9 protein-coding genes are annotated in these 14,054 nt (G+C 57.0%); 2 read left to right on the forward strand and 7 right to left on the reverse strand.

Features of this window, described 5'->3' with window-relative positions:
- Positions 1 to 23: 23 nt before the first annotated feature.
- From Poly24_RS17235 to Poly24_RS17250, 4 genes are all read right to left on the reverse strand, one after another.
- Complete coding sequence (locus tag Poly24_RS17235) at positions 24 to 1,631, reverse strand: DUF1559 domain-containing protein (protein WP_197451985.1); 1,608 nt, start codon at positions 1,629 to 1,631, stop codon at positions 24 to 26.
- A 159-nt stretch (positions 1,632 to 1,790) separates the two neighbouring features.
- Positions 1,791 to 4,217: a hypothetical protein gene (locus Poly24_RS17240; protein ID WP_145098120.1), complete on the reverse strand. Its 2,427-nt coding sequence runs from the start codon at positions 4,215 to 4,217 to the stop codon at positions 1,791 to 1,793.
- A 171-nt stretch (positions 4,218 to 4,388) separates the two neighbouring features.
- Entirely contained in the window at positions 4,389 to 4,718 is a 330-nt protein-coding gene (locus Poly24_RS17245) for a DUF6793 family protein (protein WP_145098123.1), read from the reverse strand.
- Between the two features lie 122 nt (positions 4,719 to 4,840).
- Positions 4,841 to 6,766 (reverse strand): vWA domain-containing protein, encoded by a 1,926-nt coding sequence (locus Poly24_RS17250; protein ID WP_145098127.1) that lies wholly within the window; start codon positions 6,764 to 6,766, stop codon positions 4,841 to 4,843.
- Between the two features lie 324 nt (positions 6,767 to 7,090).
- On the opposite strand from Poly24_RS17250, the gene Poly24_RS17255 reads away from it, so the two are divergent.
- Complete coding sequence (locus tag Poly24_RS17255) at positions 7,091 to 7,993, forward strand: universal stress protein (RefSeq protein WP_145098130.1); 903 nt, start codon at positions 7,091 to 7,093, stop codon at positions 7,991 to 7,993.
- 182 nt (positions 7,994 to 8,175) lie between these two features.
- On the opposite strand, the gene Poly24_RS17260 is transcribed toward Poly24_RS17255, so the two are convergent.
- The gene (locus Poly24_RS17260; protein ID WP_231753197.1) at positions 8,176 to 10,071 is read right to left on the reverse strand and encodes a DEAD/DEAH box helicase; all 1,896 of its coding nucleotides are present in this window, start codon (positions 10,069 to 10,071) and stop codon (positions 8,176 to 8,178) included.
- 21 nt (positions 10,072 to 10,092) lie between these two features.
- On the opposite strand from Poly24_RS17260, the gene Poly24_RS27465 reads away from it, so the two are divergent.
- The gene (locus Poly24_RS27465; protein WP_231753198.1) at positions 10,093 to 10,710 is read left to right on the forward strand and encodes a hypothetical protein; all 618 of its coding nucleotides are present in this window, start codon (positions 10,093 to 10,095) and stop codon (positions 10,708 to 10,710) included.
- Between the two features lie 557 nt (positions 10,711 to 11,267).
- Here Poly24_RS27465 and Poly24_RS17265 read toward each other — a convergent pair.
- Positions 11,268 to 12,713, reverse strand: a complete 1,446-nt coding sequence (locus tag Poly24_RS17265; protein WP_145098133.1) for a sigma-54-dependent transcriptional regulator — start codon at positions 12,711 to 12,713, stop codon at positions 11,268 to 11,270.
- Positions 12,714 to 13,210: 497 nt separating this feature from the next.
- Positions 13,211 to 14,017: an HAD-IIB family hydrolase gene (locus Poly24_RS17270; RefSeq protein WP_145098136.1), complete on the reverse strand. Its 807-nt coding sequence runs from the start codon at positions 14,015 to 14,017 to the stop codon at positions 13,211 to 13,213.
- Between the last annotated feature and the right edge of the window lie 37 nt (positions 14,018 to 14,054).

Consider the following 14,054-nt stretch of genomic DNA (forward strand, 5'->3'; position numbering starts at 1 on the left):
CCCCGGTCGCAATCGATCGACGTCTAGAAGCCTTCGATCACTTCGCGACCAGCGCGCGTCAGCAACTGGTACCACAAGGTCGGATCGATCGCGAGCGTCACGAATCGCACCGATCCATCAAACATCGCCACGTGGAAGCCGCCAGGATGATGACCTCCCAAACCGGCCAGCGGTTCGTCGGCGTCGTAGGTCCAATCATCCGGAGCGGTCCAATCGACGGCCCACTCGGGCGATGTCTCCACGATCATCACGGTGTTGCTGGTTCCATCGATGATGTCGCGAAACCGGAGCGGATTGTCGGCCAACATCGAAAGCCCTTTCCCCAACGGAACTTGGTACGCGGTTTTTCCGGGAATCTGAGGGCTGCTGGGGCATACAAACAACTCGGGCATGCGTTGGGCCAACGGGCGATTATGGGCACTGTCCCATGGCTCATCGAGACGGAATTGCGAATACAATTCGTTCTCTTCGAGATACGGCAGCAACGACACTCGCCAGCTTAACAGTGGCTTGCCCTCTTTGTCGGAGATGTTCGACGGCAGCTTTTTGTGCACGCTGTGATAGTTGTGGACCGCCAGTGCGAACTGTTTTAAATGGCCTTGGCAGGACATTCTCCGGGCCGCTTCGCGTGCCGCTTGAACGGCGGGCAGCAGCAGACCTACCAAGATGCTCGCCGATGCGACGTCGACCTGTATATCGGAAGTATTGATTACGATGCTACGCCCCTTGGCTTGAGGACGGATCATATCGAAGAGTGTATTGACCAGTCGAACGCCATACGCCCGCATGGAATCGGCCACCGGCCCCTCTTCATTTAACAGTAGCGGGATCGATTCGAGCATCGAATCACGACCGTAGAGCCGCGTCTTTTCGATCACCAATTCCATTTCCTCCGCCGAAACATCGTCGCTTGCATTCAGAGTCATGTCGCCGGCGAATCCCGTCTTGGCCGTGTAGCGAAGCTCGATCGAATCGAGCAGTTCGGGCAACCGGCTCAAATCCTGCAGCTCTTCCGGCGCTTGCAACAACGCTTGGTTCACAAATCCCGACAAGATCGGCCGGATCGGTTCCACAACGATCAACGCCTGGGCCTGTCCGTTATCGACCGTTTGACTGGTCAGATGGGCCAATGGGCCATCGGTGATCTGATCCGACAACATCCGCGTCACAAAGTATTCGGTTCCCACAATCCACTGCGTGGGACTGATTTGATGCAGCACGGCATTGGGAGGCGAATCGGGGATCGAATAATACGTCTTGCCGTCGACCTCGCGTTTGCTGGTCCGATCGATCACCTTGTCGTTAAGGCTTTCGATCTCAAGCGGCTTTTCCAAAGTCACCACCGCACCAAATTCAGGTCCTCCGGGCCCAGGCATTCCGATCACGACGCGCACCGCGAGGATGTCGACCGGATCGACGCCAACATGATGTTTCCCCGACGCCGAGATCACTTCGATCGGCGCCAACCGGAGCGCCGGATCTTGCAAGATCGCCTGCGGATGGACCTGGAACATCGCGATCGCTTCGCCCGGAATGAACTCTTTTGTCATCCGCTGGCCATCGGTTGTTTGAGCGACGCCCATCGATCCAAACAAGCTCGCGAAGACAATCGCCAAAGCGATCGTACACACTCCACGACCGTGCGCCACAAGAGGAGGCAACCAGCGGCTAGCAACCGAAAACAAAGGACCGATAGAAAACGCGGTTCGATACATGACATCCGCCTCGATGAGCGTGGTTCGGTAGGACGATGAGACAAACCGCTTTATAGTCGATCCCCTTAGCGATCGCTACTCTTTTGGCGGTTCGCTAAAATCTTCCGCATCGACTTCCACCGGCGGCCGCATCCGAACATCGGGCCGCGCCGGTGGCAGGGGCCGATGACGCAACGTTGCGTGCAGGACGGTCTCAGCTTGCACCTGCGACGCCGAGGGCGTGATTTCGCATCCGGGCAGCGCGGTTGCAACGCGCCCCACCAACCGCACTTCACCCGCGGGCAACAACGACTCTCCTAAAACGAGCCGCATCAATTCGGTCGCCTCGTCGGAAACGTTTGCCCCCAACGGCACGAGGCCTTCGATGGCTTGGAACTTTAACCGCACCGATTCGCCGGCTTGCAGCGGTCCCAGCGGAGCAGCCTCCAACTGCCCCTCATCGCCACGCCGCACGACCGACACGTCTTCGAATTCGAAGGAGGTGTCATTGCGAAGCGTCGCATTATCGTCGGCCAGCGACAACGTTCCTCCTAGCGAAACCATTTGCTCCGTATGCAGTAGCTGTGTCTTGTTCGAAGGGACGCTGATCCCCTGCACCTGAACTCCCGCACGGAATCCGGTTCGGAACTGTATTTGGCGTTCTACCACGCCACGGGGGCTGGCGCCCATCGCGACCGGCGTCAGCAAGGCTTCGCGGGTATCGAACGCGGCGTCGTACGTTGTGCTCAACGAATTATACAACGCCAAATACCGGGTCAGATGCCCGCGATCATGGTTCGCTTGCATTTCCAACAGCGAGATCTCGCTGCGGCTGCGCGCGAAACCGATGTCCAATTGAGCCTGTCGCGCTACCCAAATCGCGCCGCCAGCGGCAATCACTGGGACCGCAACCCAAGCCCATTCCAAGCGTCCCAGCAAACGAAAGACGATGTAGTTCAGCGGGACAAGGATCACCAGATACCAGACTAAACTGCGGGCGACGAACCGCGCCGGCGGAATCTCGATTCCCGCCGCTTGTTGCAACAGATTGCGGGCGACGGTCGACATCCCGCTCTTTTCATTCCAAGCCCCGACGCCGCCAGCGACATTCGGATCATAGCGCTCGCTGGTCCATGCCGTCGCGGCGGGCTTGTTCGCTAGAGAGCCTTCGATCGCCGCGGCGTTGGCCGAAAGCGCTGTCATGTCGCGGCTGAGGATTCGCAATCCGGAAACCAGTTGCGAATTCCGAGTCTGTTTCTCGAGCCCGTCGGCAAAAACCGTCTGAACGCCAAAATCCAACGGCAAAAAGTCGCGAGCCGGACGACGTAACAGCGCCCCGTTATAAAACCCCGCGGCATGATTCCACTTCCGCAACCATCCCGAGGTCAGGTCGAACCGCGTGATCACCACATTCCCAACACCACTTGACTTTTCAATCACCAACGCGTTGGTTCCATCCACTGCGCGAGCCGACGGCAACATCTCCCCACCCGCCGCTGGCATCGAATCGATCGCATCCAGCGCGTCGATCGTCGTCGGCAACGCGTCGGCCGCCGCGGCGTCGTCCGATGCGGAAGGTATCTGCCATTGGCGAACCAACGGCGCCAATTCGGCTCCCGTTAATTCGGTTCGCCCCGTCGCCTGGATCGGCAGCAACGCTTCCAATGGAGTCCCACGAAAGCCGGGAGCCGCGGCGGGCCCGTTGACGATCACGCGGCCTCCCCACGCGACCCAATCCAGCAACGCCTGCTGCTGATCGGCGGTCAACGCTTCGGGATCCAGATCATCCCACAACAGATAGGCGATCGATGTCCATTGCAGGAAGCTGTCGGGGAGCGGAATCACACCGTCGGTGCTGGGGGCGACCATACGATAGTGGACATTTTGCTCCGCGTCCCCCAATTCATCCGACCGCATCCGTTGCCAGTCGTCGTCGCCGATGTAAGCGAATTCCGCCGGACGCGAAGTCAGCACGACAAAGAAGTATTGGTGAGCGGGCATCGCGTTGATCCGCGATTGCAAACCTTCAAACAGTGTCCCTTGCCGCGAGGAAAACGAACTTTGCAGCAGCATTCCGCGTTGTGCCGGTTCGCTGAGCTGCGGCATGTAAAGCTGGAGATCGAAACGCTTCTGCTGACCTTTGGCCAATGCCGCGGGACGCGAGAAGACAAAGCTGTAATCGGTGTTCCCAACGGGCAACCGCGATCGATCCAGGGCCAGCGATTCGGTGACCAATGCGCCGCGATGGTCCTGCCGTGTCGCTTTGAGATCCTGGTAGGCGGCGGCCCAGTGCGCGGGCTTCACGAAGCTGACCGGCGAATCGGCGTGAGTCGGCATCGTCCGCAAGATGCCGACGGCGATTTCCGGTTCGGTCGGTTTGTCCTCGAGATCGGGATCTCCCGATTGCCGGCAGCCGTCGCAACCGACAACCGGCAGAAACAACAGCAACATCCCCAAAGAAAAGATGCGAAAACTCGCAGGCCGGCGCTGGCCTTGCGACGGTTGCGAAAAGAGCTTCGACAATTCGGAATCCTTATCGCAGCCGCGGGTTGGTGAAACCGAGGACACGTACATTTCCAAGGGGTGATCCACTCCCAAACACGCCCGCGTTCGGTTCAACCATCCACCGCGATCCCGCGTCCCGCGTCCCGCTGCGGATTTGCTCGGCGGCTGTCACAAGCTAACCCACGCGAACTACCAGCCCATCACCATGTTCGATTCGATGACCTTCCGCGCGGCGTCCAAGTCGGTTCCGGTTTGATTCATATAGAGCCTGATCGCGTGAACTTTATCGCCCGCCGACTTTGCCAAACAATCGCGTGCGGTGACGCAAGGGTCCAATGTCGTGGTCGTCGTTAGCCCCAATGCGCCTTTGGAAATGACCCAACTGTCGCGAGGGCGTTTGGTCATCCGAATCACGTTATCGGTTGGATAGGCATCGACCACCACGGCATGGGCGGCTTCTTCGTCCGCAGCCCACGTGATGATGATGTGAGCATTGGTTTCAATTTCGAACAACGGCATCTAATTTCTCTCCAGAATCCAACAACCGACCCAACCGCGGGAATGAAGTGGCCATGATATCGTGCCCTAGGCACAATGTGCAATGAACCCGACGAACCGCAGCGGACACGCCCGATGGGGAACTACAGTTTTGGTGGTGGGGTTGGATTTTTCACTTCCACGATCGGGACATGGTAATCGGCTCGCAAATCAACACCAAAGCCCCGCGCTAGTTCCCATTTTGCCCGCGCCGCCCAAGGCGACCCCGGGTGCGTGGTCACGATTTCGCTGAACAGCCCCTTGGCCCGTTCGATGTAGGGCTTGGCGTCGTCGGTGCGGACCTTGCTGTTCGTATAGATGTCCCAGTGGACGAAGACCTTGCCCCCCTTCATCGGTGCGGCGGTCTTCGGGTTCTTCAAGAACTCATCCAACGCGACGCCGTATTCGTACACGCGTGCTTGATAGGCAATCAATTGAGCAAGGATAATGTCGTAATTCGCCTGCCAACGTGGATCGGCCTCCTGCTCGCGTAACTTCTTTCCTTCCAACAAGGTTTGCTCTGCCTTGGCCATGTACTGTAGATGCATCTTGGCCTTGGCCTGTTCCTGCCGCACTTGCTGAACAAATTCCGCCGGTTTGGTCGAGAATTCCACCCGCAATTCAACCGCCTTTTGCGCGCCGGGCTGATGCGGATTGAGATCTTGAATCACCTGCCAAATCAAAGTCCTCAGCGGGAACTGCTTGCGATCCTTAAACGCTTCGACGCGCGCTCGCAGATCGGGACGATAGGGACGCAGCGCGTCCAGTTCGTAGCGTTCCTTCTGCGCACCAACGAGATTCGTCTCCACGCTAGGCAACATGAAGAAGACCCCGTTGGTTTCGCGAGCCATTCGCGATTGTTCGTAAGGGCCAAACCCGCTGCTGAATGCATCATGCCGGCGACGGAAGCCGTCGGTTTGCAGTTGTTCGGGGAACGCAGTCTCCGGTCCACGATCGACTTGCAGCCAGTGGGTTCGTTTGGTTTGCGGATGATTCCAACGAATGTAGGCATACGGATAACCAAACACTGATTCGCGGCCGAGCACAAAGATCTTACACTTCGCCGCTTTGGCGACTTCGATCGCCTTCTCCATATAGACATCGTTGTTACCCGAATCGCCGCTCTCATCGGTGACCAAAATCAATGCCATCTGGCGGCCCCGGCGGGCCAAATCACGGTAGGAGGTGATCGCAGTCCCGATCGCCGCACACATCATCTCCTTACCTGTTTTATCGATCGGAACCGCATCGATCGCTTGCCGGACCTTGTTCCGATCGCTGGTAGGTTTGTGCTGGGTATGATCAATAAACCGCTCGCCATAACTGGTCACGGCGGTCAACAGCGCGTCGCTGCCCGAACCGACACGATCATCCAAGCCGAGCTGTTGGTAAACGTTTTCAATCCGGTCGCGGATCTCTTTTTGATCGTCCTTCATACTTTCGGATTGATCGAAGCACCACACCGCCAAGACCGGCCCCTTGTCGATCATCCAGACCAATTCTTGCGCGATCCGATCGATCGCTTGTTGGTAGCTGTCGACGATATCGCGGGCCTCCCCTTTGACCTCGCCATCGGGAACTGCCGCGATCAACGACATGCTGCTTGGCATGGCGACGGTCGGCGCATCGATTGAAATTTTGGAGGTGTTCGCCTTGGCGACCAACGTCTGATCCAGAGCCGGTTTGCTGACCGCTGCGGGCGTGTTGCTGGTCATCCCCATCGCCGGGGCCGCGGTGAACAACGCCACGTTTTCTGGCTGGACGATTTCGACTTCGGGATCCAGTTCGATCTCGACCGGCGGATCTTCAACGGTCGGAGTCGGAACGACCAAAATCTGCGATATCACTTTTACAGGGTCTTCAAACGTGATCAACGCCAGCGACAGCAAGATCACCATATGAACCAACGTCGAAACGCCGGTCGCCCCAAATCCGTGCAGCATGCCACGAAACCCCGATGCCACGGGCAGAACTTCCGCCCCGTCGTCGTCGGATGGCGTCGCCGCAGGGAACTGCTGGGTGTTTTCCATCGCAAAAGCCTCGTATGTTAAGCCACTGGTTGGTGTTGCGTTGACGGGTGCGATGCACGACCAAAGTGCGCACCGCTGCCAATGCTAATTGTAACAGAACTTATCGATGGGTGAACAATCGACAGCCCCGCTTCCAGCAGAAAAACGGAGCCCAACAGGCCTTAACGCCCGGCGAATCGCTCGCTTCGCGACGCGCAGCGACTCATTCCTTTCCCAGTCGATCGATTTCCCCACCGACGGCGCGGGCGCGGCTAGCCCGAAGTCTGAAAACATGCCAAACTAGACGGCTCTCTGGACTTACCCAACGGCATTGAGGCGTGACGCATGCGTGTATTATTGGCAACTGACCGTTCCATCTCCTCCGATGCGGCGGCTGATTTTCTGCAGCAATTGGAATTTTCCGAACCCGTCGATCTGAACGTTTTGAGCAGCGTTCCCGTGACGGCGTCGGTGGGATTTTCCGGCTTGCCACCGGTCGTGCAATCGGTGATGCAAGAAGAGGAAGCGGCGCTGCGTGAACACCTGGCCGCCGTGGGCACGAAGTTTGAAGCTCGCACGGCGACGTCGGTCCAGAACCTGGTCGTCGGGCCTCCGGGCTACGAAATCCGCACCGAAGCGGACCAATGGAACGCCGATCTCATCGTGATGGGAGCGGTTGGAAAATCGATGATGGAACGGGTCGTGCTCGGCAGCGTTTCGGATTTCGTTGCGACTCACACCGCCAGCAGCGTGTTGGTCGTTCGCCCTCCGAAGTCAGAGAACAAGGAAGAACCACCGCGCCACATCATGGTCGCCCTGGACGGATCGAAGGACGATGTGCAGTTGATCGATTTTTTGAAGCGGCTGAAATGGCCCGCCAACGCGGTCTTGCACCTTGTCCATGTGATCGAAGACATGACCCTATACCGCCAGGATTTGCTGGAACACATGGATCAACACTGGCAACAAGAACGCGAAACCAGTGAACAACACGCTCATGAGATCCAACAACTGGCGCAAGTTGCGATTCCATCGGTTGAAACGTCGGTCGTTGTTGCGGCGCACGTTGGGGAAGCGTTGATCAAATACGCCGATCGCCATCATTGCGAGCTGGTGATCACCGGAGACCACCACCGCAATATCATCAATCGAATCCTGCTGGGCAGCGTCTCGCGATACGTCCTTCGCTATGCCCATTGCAGCGTTGTGATCGCCCGCGAACCACGCGGTGAGAATCCGGCAACGTAAACCCGGCCGACGTTTAACATTTACGCGAACTGCGTTGCTGGAAGGTTTCCGCAACGCAATCGACGGCGAATGCCTGCCGCTTCGATCGTGATCACAGCAGGCTGCGGGCAAATAAAAAAAGGACGCGCCGGCGATATCATCACCAACGCGTCCTCATCGATTTCTTTTAACGCGGCGCCGTCTTACGCTTTCGCTTTGCGTTTCTTGCTCTTGCCACCGGCAAACGGCTTGCCCGGTTGCGACTTAGGAAAACCTGGCTTTCCGCCGCCGCCAAATCCTTGGCCATTGCGTTTGCCCTTGCCGAAGTCTTTCCGCGGTGCATGACCGGCATCAAAACCGCCTTCGCTTTCCAAACGCAAACGCAGCTGTTTCCCCGACACCCAAGTGTTCGACAAGGTGTGGTAGATGTCACTGGGCATGCCTTCGGGCAAATCGATCGTGCTGTAGCGATCATTGATTTGAATCGGCCCGATGCAATCGCCGGCGATGCCCGCTTCGTTCGCAACCGCACCCACGATATTGCCTGGCTTCACTCCGTCTTGCCATCCCACTTGAATGCGATAACGGGTCATGCCGGATTCGGGTTCACCCAACTGACGCCCGGGCTTCCCGCTGCGACGTGGGCGTTCGGTGCGATCAAACGAATCTTCATCAAAACGATCGCGACGTCCACGTCCCCGCTCCTCGCCACGGCCAGCGGATTCCTTACGAGGTCGGTCTTTGACCAGGAACGGACGCCCCTGTTGGGCCAGTTGCGCCAATGCGGCAGCAATCAAGTCCATCGGCTTGTTCACTTCTTCGGCGTATTCGGTCAACAGGTCCTTGAACATCGTCAGGTCCTGATCCGCCGTCATCGCGGTGATCTGGTCCTTAAATCGCTTAACACGGACAGCGTTGATATCGTTCGAATTGGGCAGGTCCATGATTTCGATCGGCTGCTTTGTCGCCCGTTCAATCACCCGCAACTTGCTGCGTTGATTGCCCGACAAAAAGATGATCGCTTCGCCGCTGCGTCCGGCACGACCGGTTCGGCCAATCCGATGCACATACGATTCGCTGTCGTGAGGCAGATCGAAATTGAAGACGTGACTGATGCGTTGCACATCCAAACCACGGGCCGCAACATCAGTCGCAACCAAGATATCTAGCTTTCCGGATTTCAATTGTTCGATCGTTCGTTCACGGACCTTCTGAGGCATGTCGCCGTTGATCGGCGAAGCCGCCAGACCGTGCTGCGACAATTCCTCAGCGACCGTGATCGTCGCGTCACGTGTCTTGGTGAACACGATCACGCCATCGGTCTCTTCGACTTCCAAAAGCCGAGTCAACGCGTCGACCTTGTCACGCTGTGCCACGAAGACGGCACGCTGCCGAATCGAATCGGCGGTCATCGTTTTCTTCTTGATCGTGATGGTCGCCGGATCGGTCAGATAACGGTCCGCGATCAAGCGAATCGGAGTCGGCATGGTTGCCGAAAACAATGCGATCTGCCGCTCGTCGGGAGCATGCTTGAGGACAAATTCAACGTCCTCCAAGAAGCCCATGTTCAGCATCTCATCCGCTTCGTCCAACACCAAACAACGAATGCCATCCAGCTTCAACGTGCCTCGGTTAATGTGATCGATCACGCGTCCCGGCGTGCCAACGACCACTTGAACACCGCGTCGCAACTGGCGGAATTGAGCTTCGTAGTCCTGACCGCCGTAGATCGCACAAACGCCGAAACCAGGAATGCAGGCTCCGTACGTCGAGAACGATTTGGCAACCTGAATCGCCAATTCACGCGTTGGTGCCAGCACCAACACCTGAGGCGTGGGAGCGCGAAGATCGATCTGCGAAAGGATCGGCAAGGCAAACGCGGCGGTCTTCCCCGTTCCGGTTTGCGATTGTGCCAACAGATCGCGTCGTTGCAACATGAATGGAATGATCTGAGCCTGAACCGGCGTCGGCTTGTCATAGCCCGACTTCAATACCGCCTGCTGAACTTCGGCACTCAGATCGAGATCCGAAAACATCGTCTCTGCTGGCGTCTTGGGCGCCTTAGCTGCCGCCTTTTCGTCGCGTGCGGCTTCGGCCAACTGGGCTTCGGTAACAGCAACTTGCGCCGCCGCTGGCGTTTTAACCGCGACTTCTTCAGCTACGACTTCTTCAGCTACGACTTCTTCAGCTACGACTTCTTCAGCTACGACTTCTTCAGCTACGACTTCTTCAGCTACGACTTCTTCAGCTACGACTTCTTCAGCTACGACTTCTTCAGCCACAACTTCTTCAGCCACAACTTCTTCAGCCACAACTTCTTCAGCCACAACTTCTTCAGCCACAACTTCTTCAGCCACAACTTCTTCAGCCACGACTTCTTCAGCTACGACTTCTTCAGCTACGACTTCTTCAGCCACAACTTCTTCAGCCACAACTTCTTCAGCCACAACTTCTTCAGCCACAACTTCTTCAGCCACAACTTCTTCAGCCACAACTTCTTCAGCCACAACTTCTTCAGCCACAACTTCTTCAGCCACAACTTCTTCAGCCACAACTTCTTCAGCCACAACTTCTTCAGCCACAACTTCTTCAGCCACAACTTCTTCAGCTACAACTTCTTCAGCTACAGCTTCTTCAATGACAGTTTCTTCGAGAGCGGTTGGCTCGATCGAGTGACTGTCATAAGAGATCGACTCGAGGCCCACCGAATCGGAGACGGGTTGGCTGTACTGAGCTAGCAGCAATTCGACAGCGGGGTCGAGCGGAGTCGCTTCGTAGACGTACGTGTCGTTGTAAGCAGCAGTCGCTTCTTCGTACGACGGGAATTCTTGTTCTTGATTGTTTTCAGATTGCATAGATTCAGACATAAGGCTTCCATGAAGGGATCGGGCCCTACCCGACAATAGTCGATGAAGGTAGGGATCAGGTGTCGCAACGGAGTCGGGTTAGACGCAAGCGACACTGCTTCACCTTCGATGGTGCGATCGACACAGAAGTTGACTTAAGATCGCCAATGGAGTGCGGGTTTTACCCGTCATGCCGGTGCGTGGCGTGTCATACAATCTGTCATTCGCAATTACTGCTGAGGCCACAGGTGGGCGTTGGCAGCATGATGGAAGACCTCGTCGCTATCGAGCCGCGATGGGAATCCTAGGACCAATGCCTAGCATCCGCGGGGGTCAACGTCTACTTTCGCTTGACCCATCAAAGCCGTGCAGTTCTTTGAGGCTCGATGATGCGAGGCAGTTTACCGCACGAAGGCCCAAAGCGATAGGAGTAAAATTCGCAGGAATGGTCAGTCGGACGAATCGTTTTCCTCAGCCGATTCCTCTTTCCCCCGGTATTGGTCCAAACGTCGATACAGTGTGCGGGCACCAATCTCTAGAATCCGAGCGGCCTCCTCGCGGTTACCCCCGGTCAGTTTCAGTGTCTCCTCGATCGCCCAACGCTCAATATCCGCCAGCGGCTTGCCCAACAGATTCATGTCGCCGGTCAACTGGCTGGCGACGGTCGATTCATCAACATCCGCCAACTCGGGGGGCAAATCGTCGATATCGAGGACTTCGTCCGTGTCCAAAACCACCATCGTATCGACAAAATTCCGCAGTTCGCGGACATTCCCAGGCCAATCGTAGGCGAAGAACCGCTTCGTCACCGCTGGAGAGAAACTGGCCGCCGGCTTGCCGTGCCGTTTAAGGAATTGCTTGCGGAAATGGTCCATCAGCGGAATGATATCGTCGCGACGCTCACGCAGCGGCGGGATCCGCACGGTGACGACCTTCAAACGGAAATAGAGATCGCTGCGGAACGTTCCGGCCGTGACCATTTCATCCAACGGACGGTTCGTCGCACTAATCAAACGGACATTCACCTTGATCGGTTTATTGTCGCCAACCCGCGTAATCCGATGCTCTTCCAAAACCCGCAGCAACTTGATCTGAGTGCTCATCGGCATATCACCGACTTCGTCCAGGAACAGCGAGCCTCCGTTGGCGTATTCGAACGCGCCAACTCGATCGCCGATCGCGTCGGTGAAGGAACCTTTCACGTGCCCAAACAGTTCGCTTTCGACCAAATTCTCCGCGATCGCGCCGGTATTAAGCGCCACAATCCGTTTGGCCTTGCGCGGGCTGTTTTGGTGAATCGCCTGGGCGACCAATTCCTTGCCGGTCCCGTTTTCACCGGTGATCAGCACCGTCGCATCGGTGGGGGCGATTCGCTTCAGGCGATCGATCACCGCCTGCATCTCCGCACTGGCAAAGATAATCCCCTCGAAACCGAACTTCTCATCCAGCCGTTGGTGCAGCTCGGTGTTCTTGCGACGCAAGCTGATCGCTTCGACCGCCTTGGCCGTGATCGCCCGCAATCGGCTGGGCGTGATCGGTTTTTCAAGAAAGTTGAATGCGCCGTGCTGCATCGCTTCCACAGCCGTCGGAACCGTCGCGTGCCCCGTCACCATCACCACTTCGCAATCGGGCAACCGTTGCCGCGTCAAACGCAGGATTTCCATCCCATCGATGTCGTTCATCACCATGTCGGTGATCACGATATCAAAATGATCCGATTCAATCAGTTTGGAACCTTCGGGACCGCTGACAGCGACCTGGCATCGGTAGCCCACTTTTTCCAAGCTCTCGGTCATCGCGCGCGCATGGGCGCGATCGTTGTCGACGACCAAAACCGACAGATTGCCGATCAGTTCCGAAAATTCATCGTTCGTTGGGGCAGCAGACTCATTCATGCGGGCAATCATAACACGCCCTTGGATTCCTAGAAACGCGGGCTGACAACCTTTGATATCCCCAGAAATCATCCTTCTTAAACATGACGAACGTTGCGTTCATCTCGGACATTCACGCCATCGGAACAAGTCAGCGTCAGCCCGCGATGTTCAGCGGAATCACCACCCCACACGATAGCCATCCCTTCACCACTCCAGGGGCCCGTAAATAACGCTGGAAACCTGCATCAAAATTCGAATTATTTCTCTCTTTTTCAGGCGCAGCGAGTTGACACAATCCGAGCCCTCTTTAGAATGAAGGCATCAACAAAACATCAAGCTTCTGAAGCTTTCCGGTGAGATTACTGCCCCGTTCTCACCGGATTTAGGCCCGCTCGGGTACCTGCCCCGCCTGAGCGGGCGTTTTTATGCGCCGATATAAATATTGGCGTTTCTTAGCAGAGCAGCGGCCTTCCTAACCGACTCGCTTCGCACTCCTATCGGCCCGTGACCGAACGCTATTCCGCGTCGATCAACCCGTGAAACCGGCAGCCTTCCAGCACGCCACTGGTAGCAACCTCGCGAGCCACGTGCAGCCGATCGGTCCATCCTGCATCGCGATGTGCCGCCCGCGCCGCCTGCACGACCGCATCGCTGGCGTTGCCGACGACAATCGCTCGATAACCCGCCGTCAGCGCCGCCAAATCGTTTCCCGAATCCCCCGCAAAAATCAAATCGGTCGCCTCACGCCCCACATGTTCGGTCCACCACTGCAGCGCAAAGGCCTTCGACGTGCCACGAGGCAACAAATCGATCAACCCGTCCCCATTAAACGGATCGACACTGGAGATCATGGAATACGGCAGCTCGGAAATCCGCGCGCCCACCTGCTGTGTCACCGTCGGGAGCACCGCCTGATCGGCGTAGTAGCTGAGCTTAAATCGCCCCTGCTTCTCAGACTCTTGCAACCGCAGTCCATCGATCGATTTCAGTGCGGCGTGCACATCGGCCAAAGAAACACCATCCGCCAGCTTGTCTAGACAGGCCTCATACGGCGCCACCGATTCAAACCGCCCATCGCCTGACGACCGACAAATGGTGCTGCCAACGTCGCATACGATCCAATCGGGGCAAGGCAATTGAAAATCGGTGATCGCTTGCCGCGCCGATTCGAGATGGCGTCCGGTGACAAAGACCAAGGTCGCATCGGCCGATTCAAAGTGATTATGCAACCGCAGCAGATCACGACGGTTCGCCGGGTTGCCTTCCAGCGGGATCAACGTGCCATCCAGATCGGTTGCCAATACGGTAGGTCGAGCGGTCATCACATCCAATGCAATTCTGGGTCCCAGCAAATGAAAA

This window comes from Rosistilla carotiformis (assembly GCF_007753095.1).
Lineage (GTDB): Bacteria > Planctomycetota > Planctomycetia > Pirellulales > Pirellulaceae > Rosistilla > Rosistilla carotiformis.

What these genes read in the sequence shown, in the direction of transcription:
- Poly24_RS17255 (WP_145098130.1), top strand. Translation starts at nt 7,091, where the DNA reads ATGCGTGTATTATTGGCAACTGACCGTTCCATCTCCTCCGATGCGGCG.
- Poly24_RS17270 (WP_145098136.1), bottom strand. Translation starts at nt 14,017, where the DNA reads ATGACCGCTCGACCTACCGTATTGGCAACCGATCTGGATGGCACGTTG.
- Poly24_RS17245 (WP_145098123.1), bottom strand. Translation starts at nt 4,718, where the DNA reads ATGCCGTTGTTCGAAATTGAAACCAATGCTCACATCATCATCACGTGG.
- Poly24_RS17265 (WP_145098133.1), bottom strand. Translation starts at nt 12,713, where the DNA reads ATGAATGAGTCTGCTGCCCCAACGAACGATGAATTTTCGGAACTGATC.
- Poly24_RS17250 (WP_145098127.1), bottom strand. Translation starts at nt 6,766, where the DNA reads ATGGAAAACACCCAGCAGTTCCCTGCGGCGACGCCATCCGACGACGAC.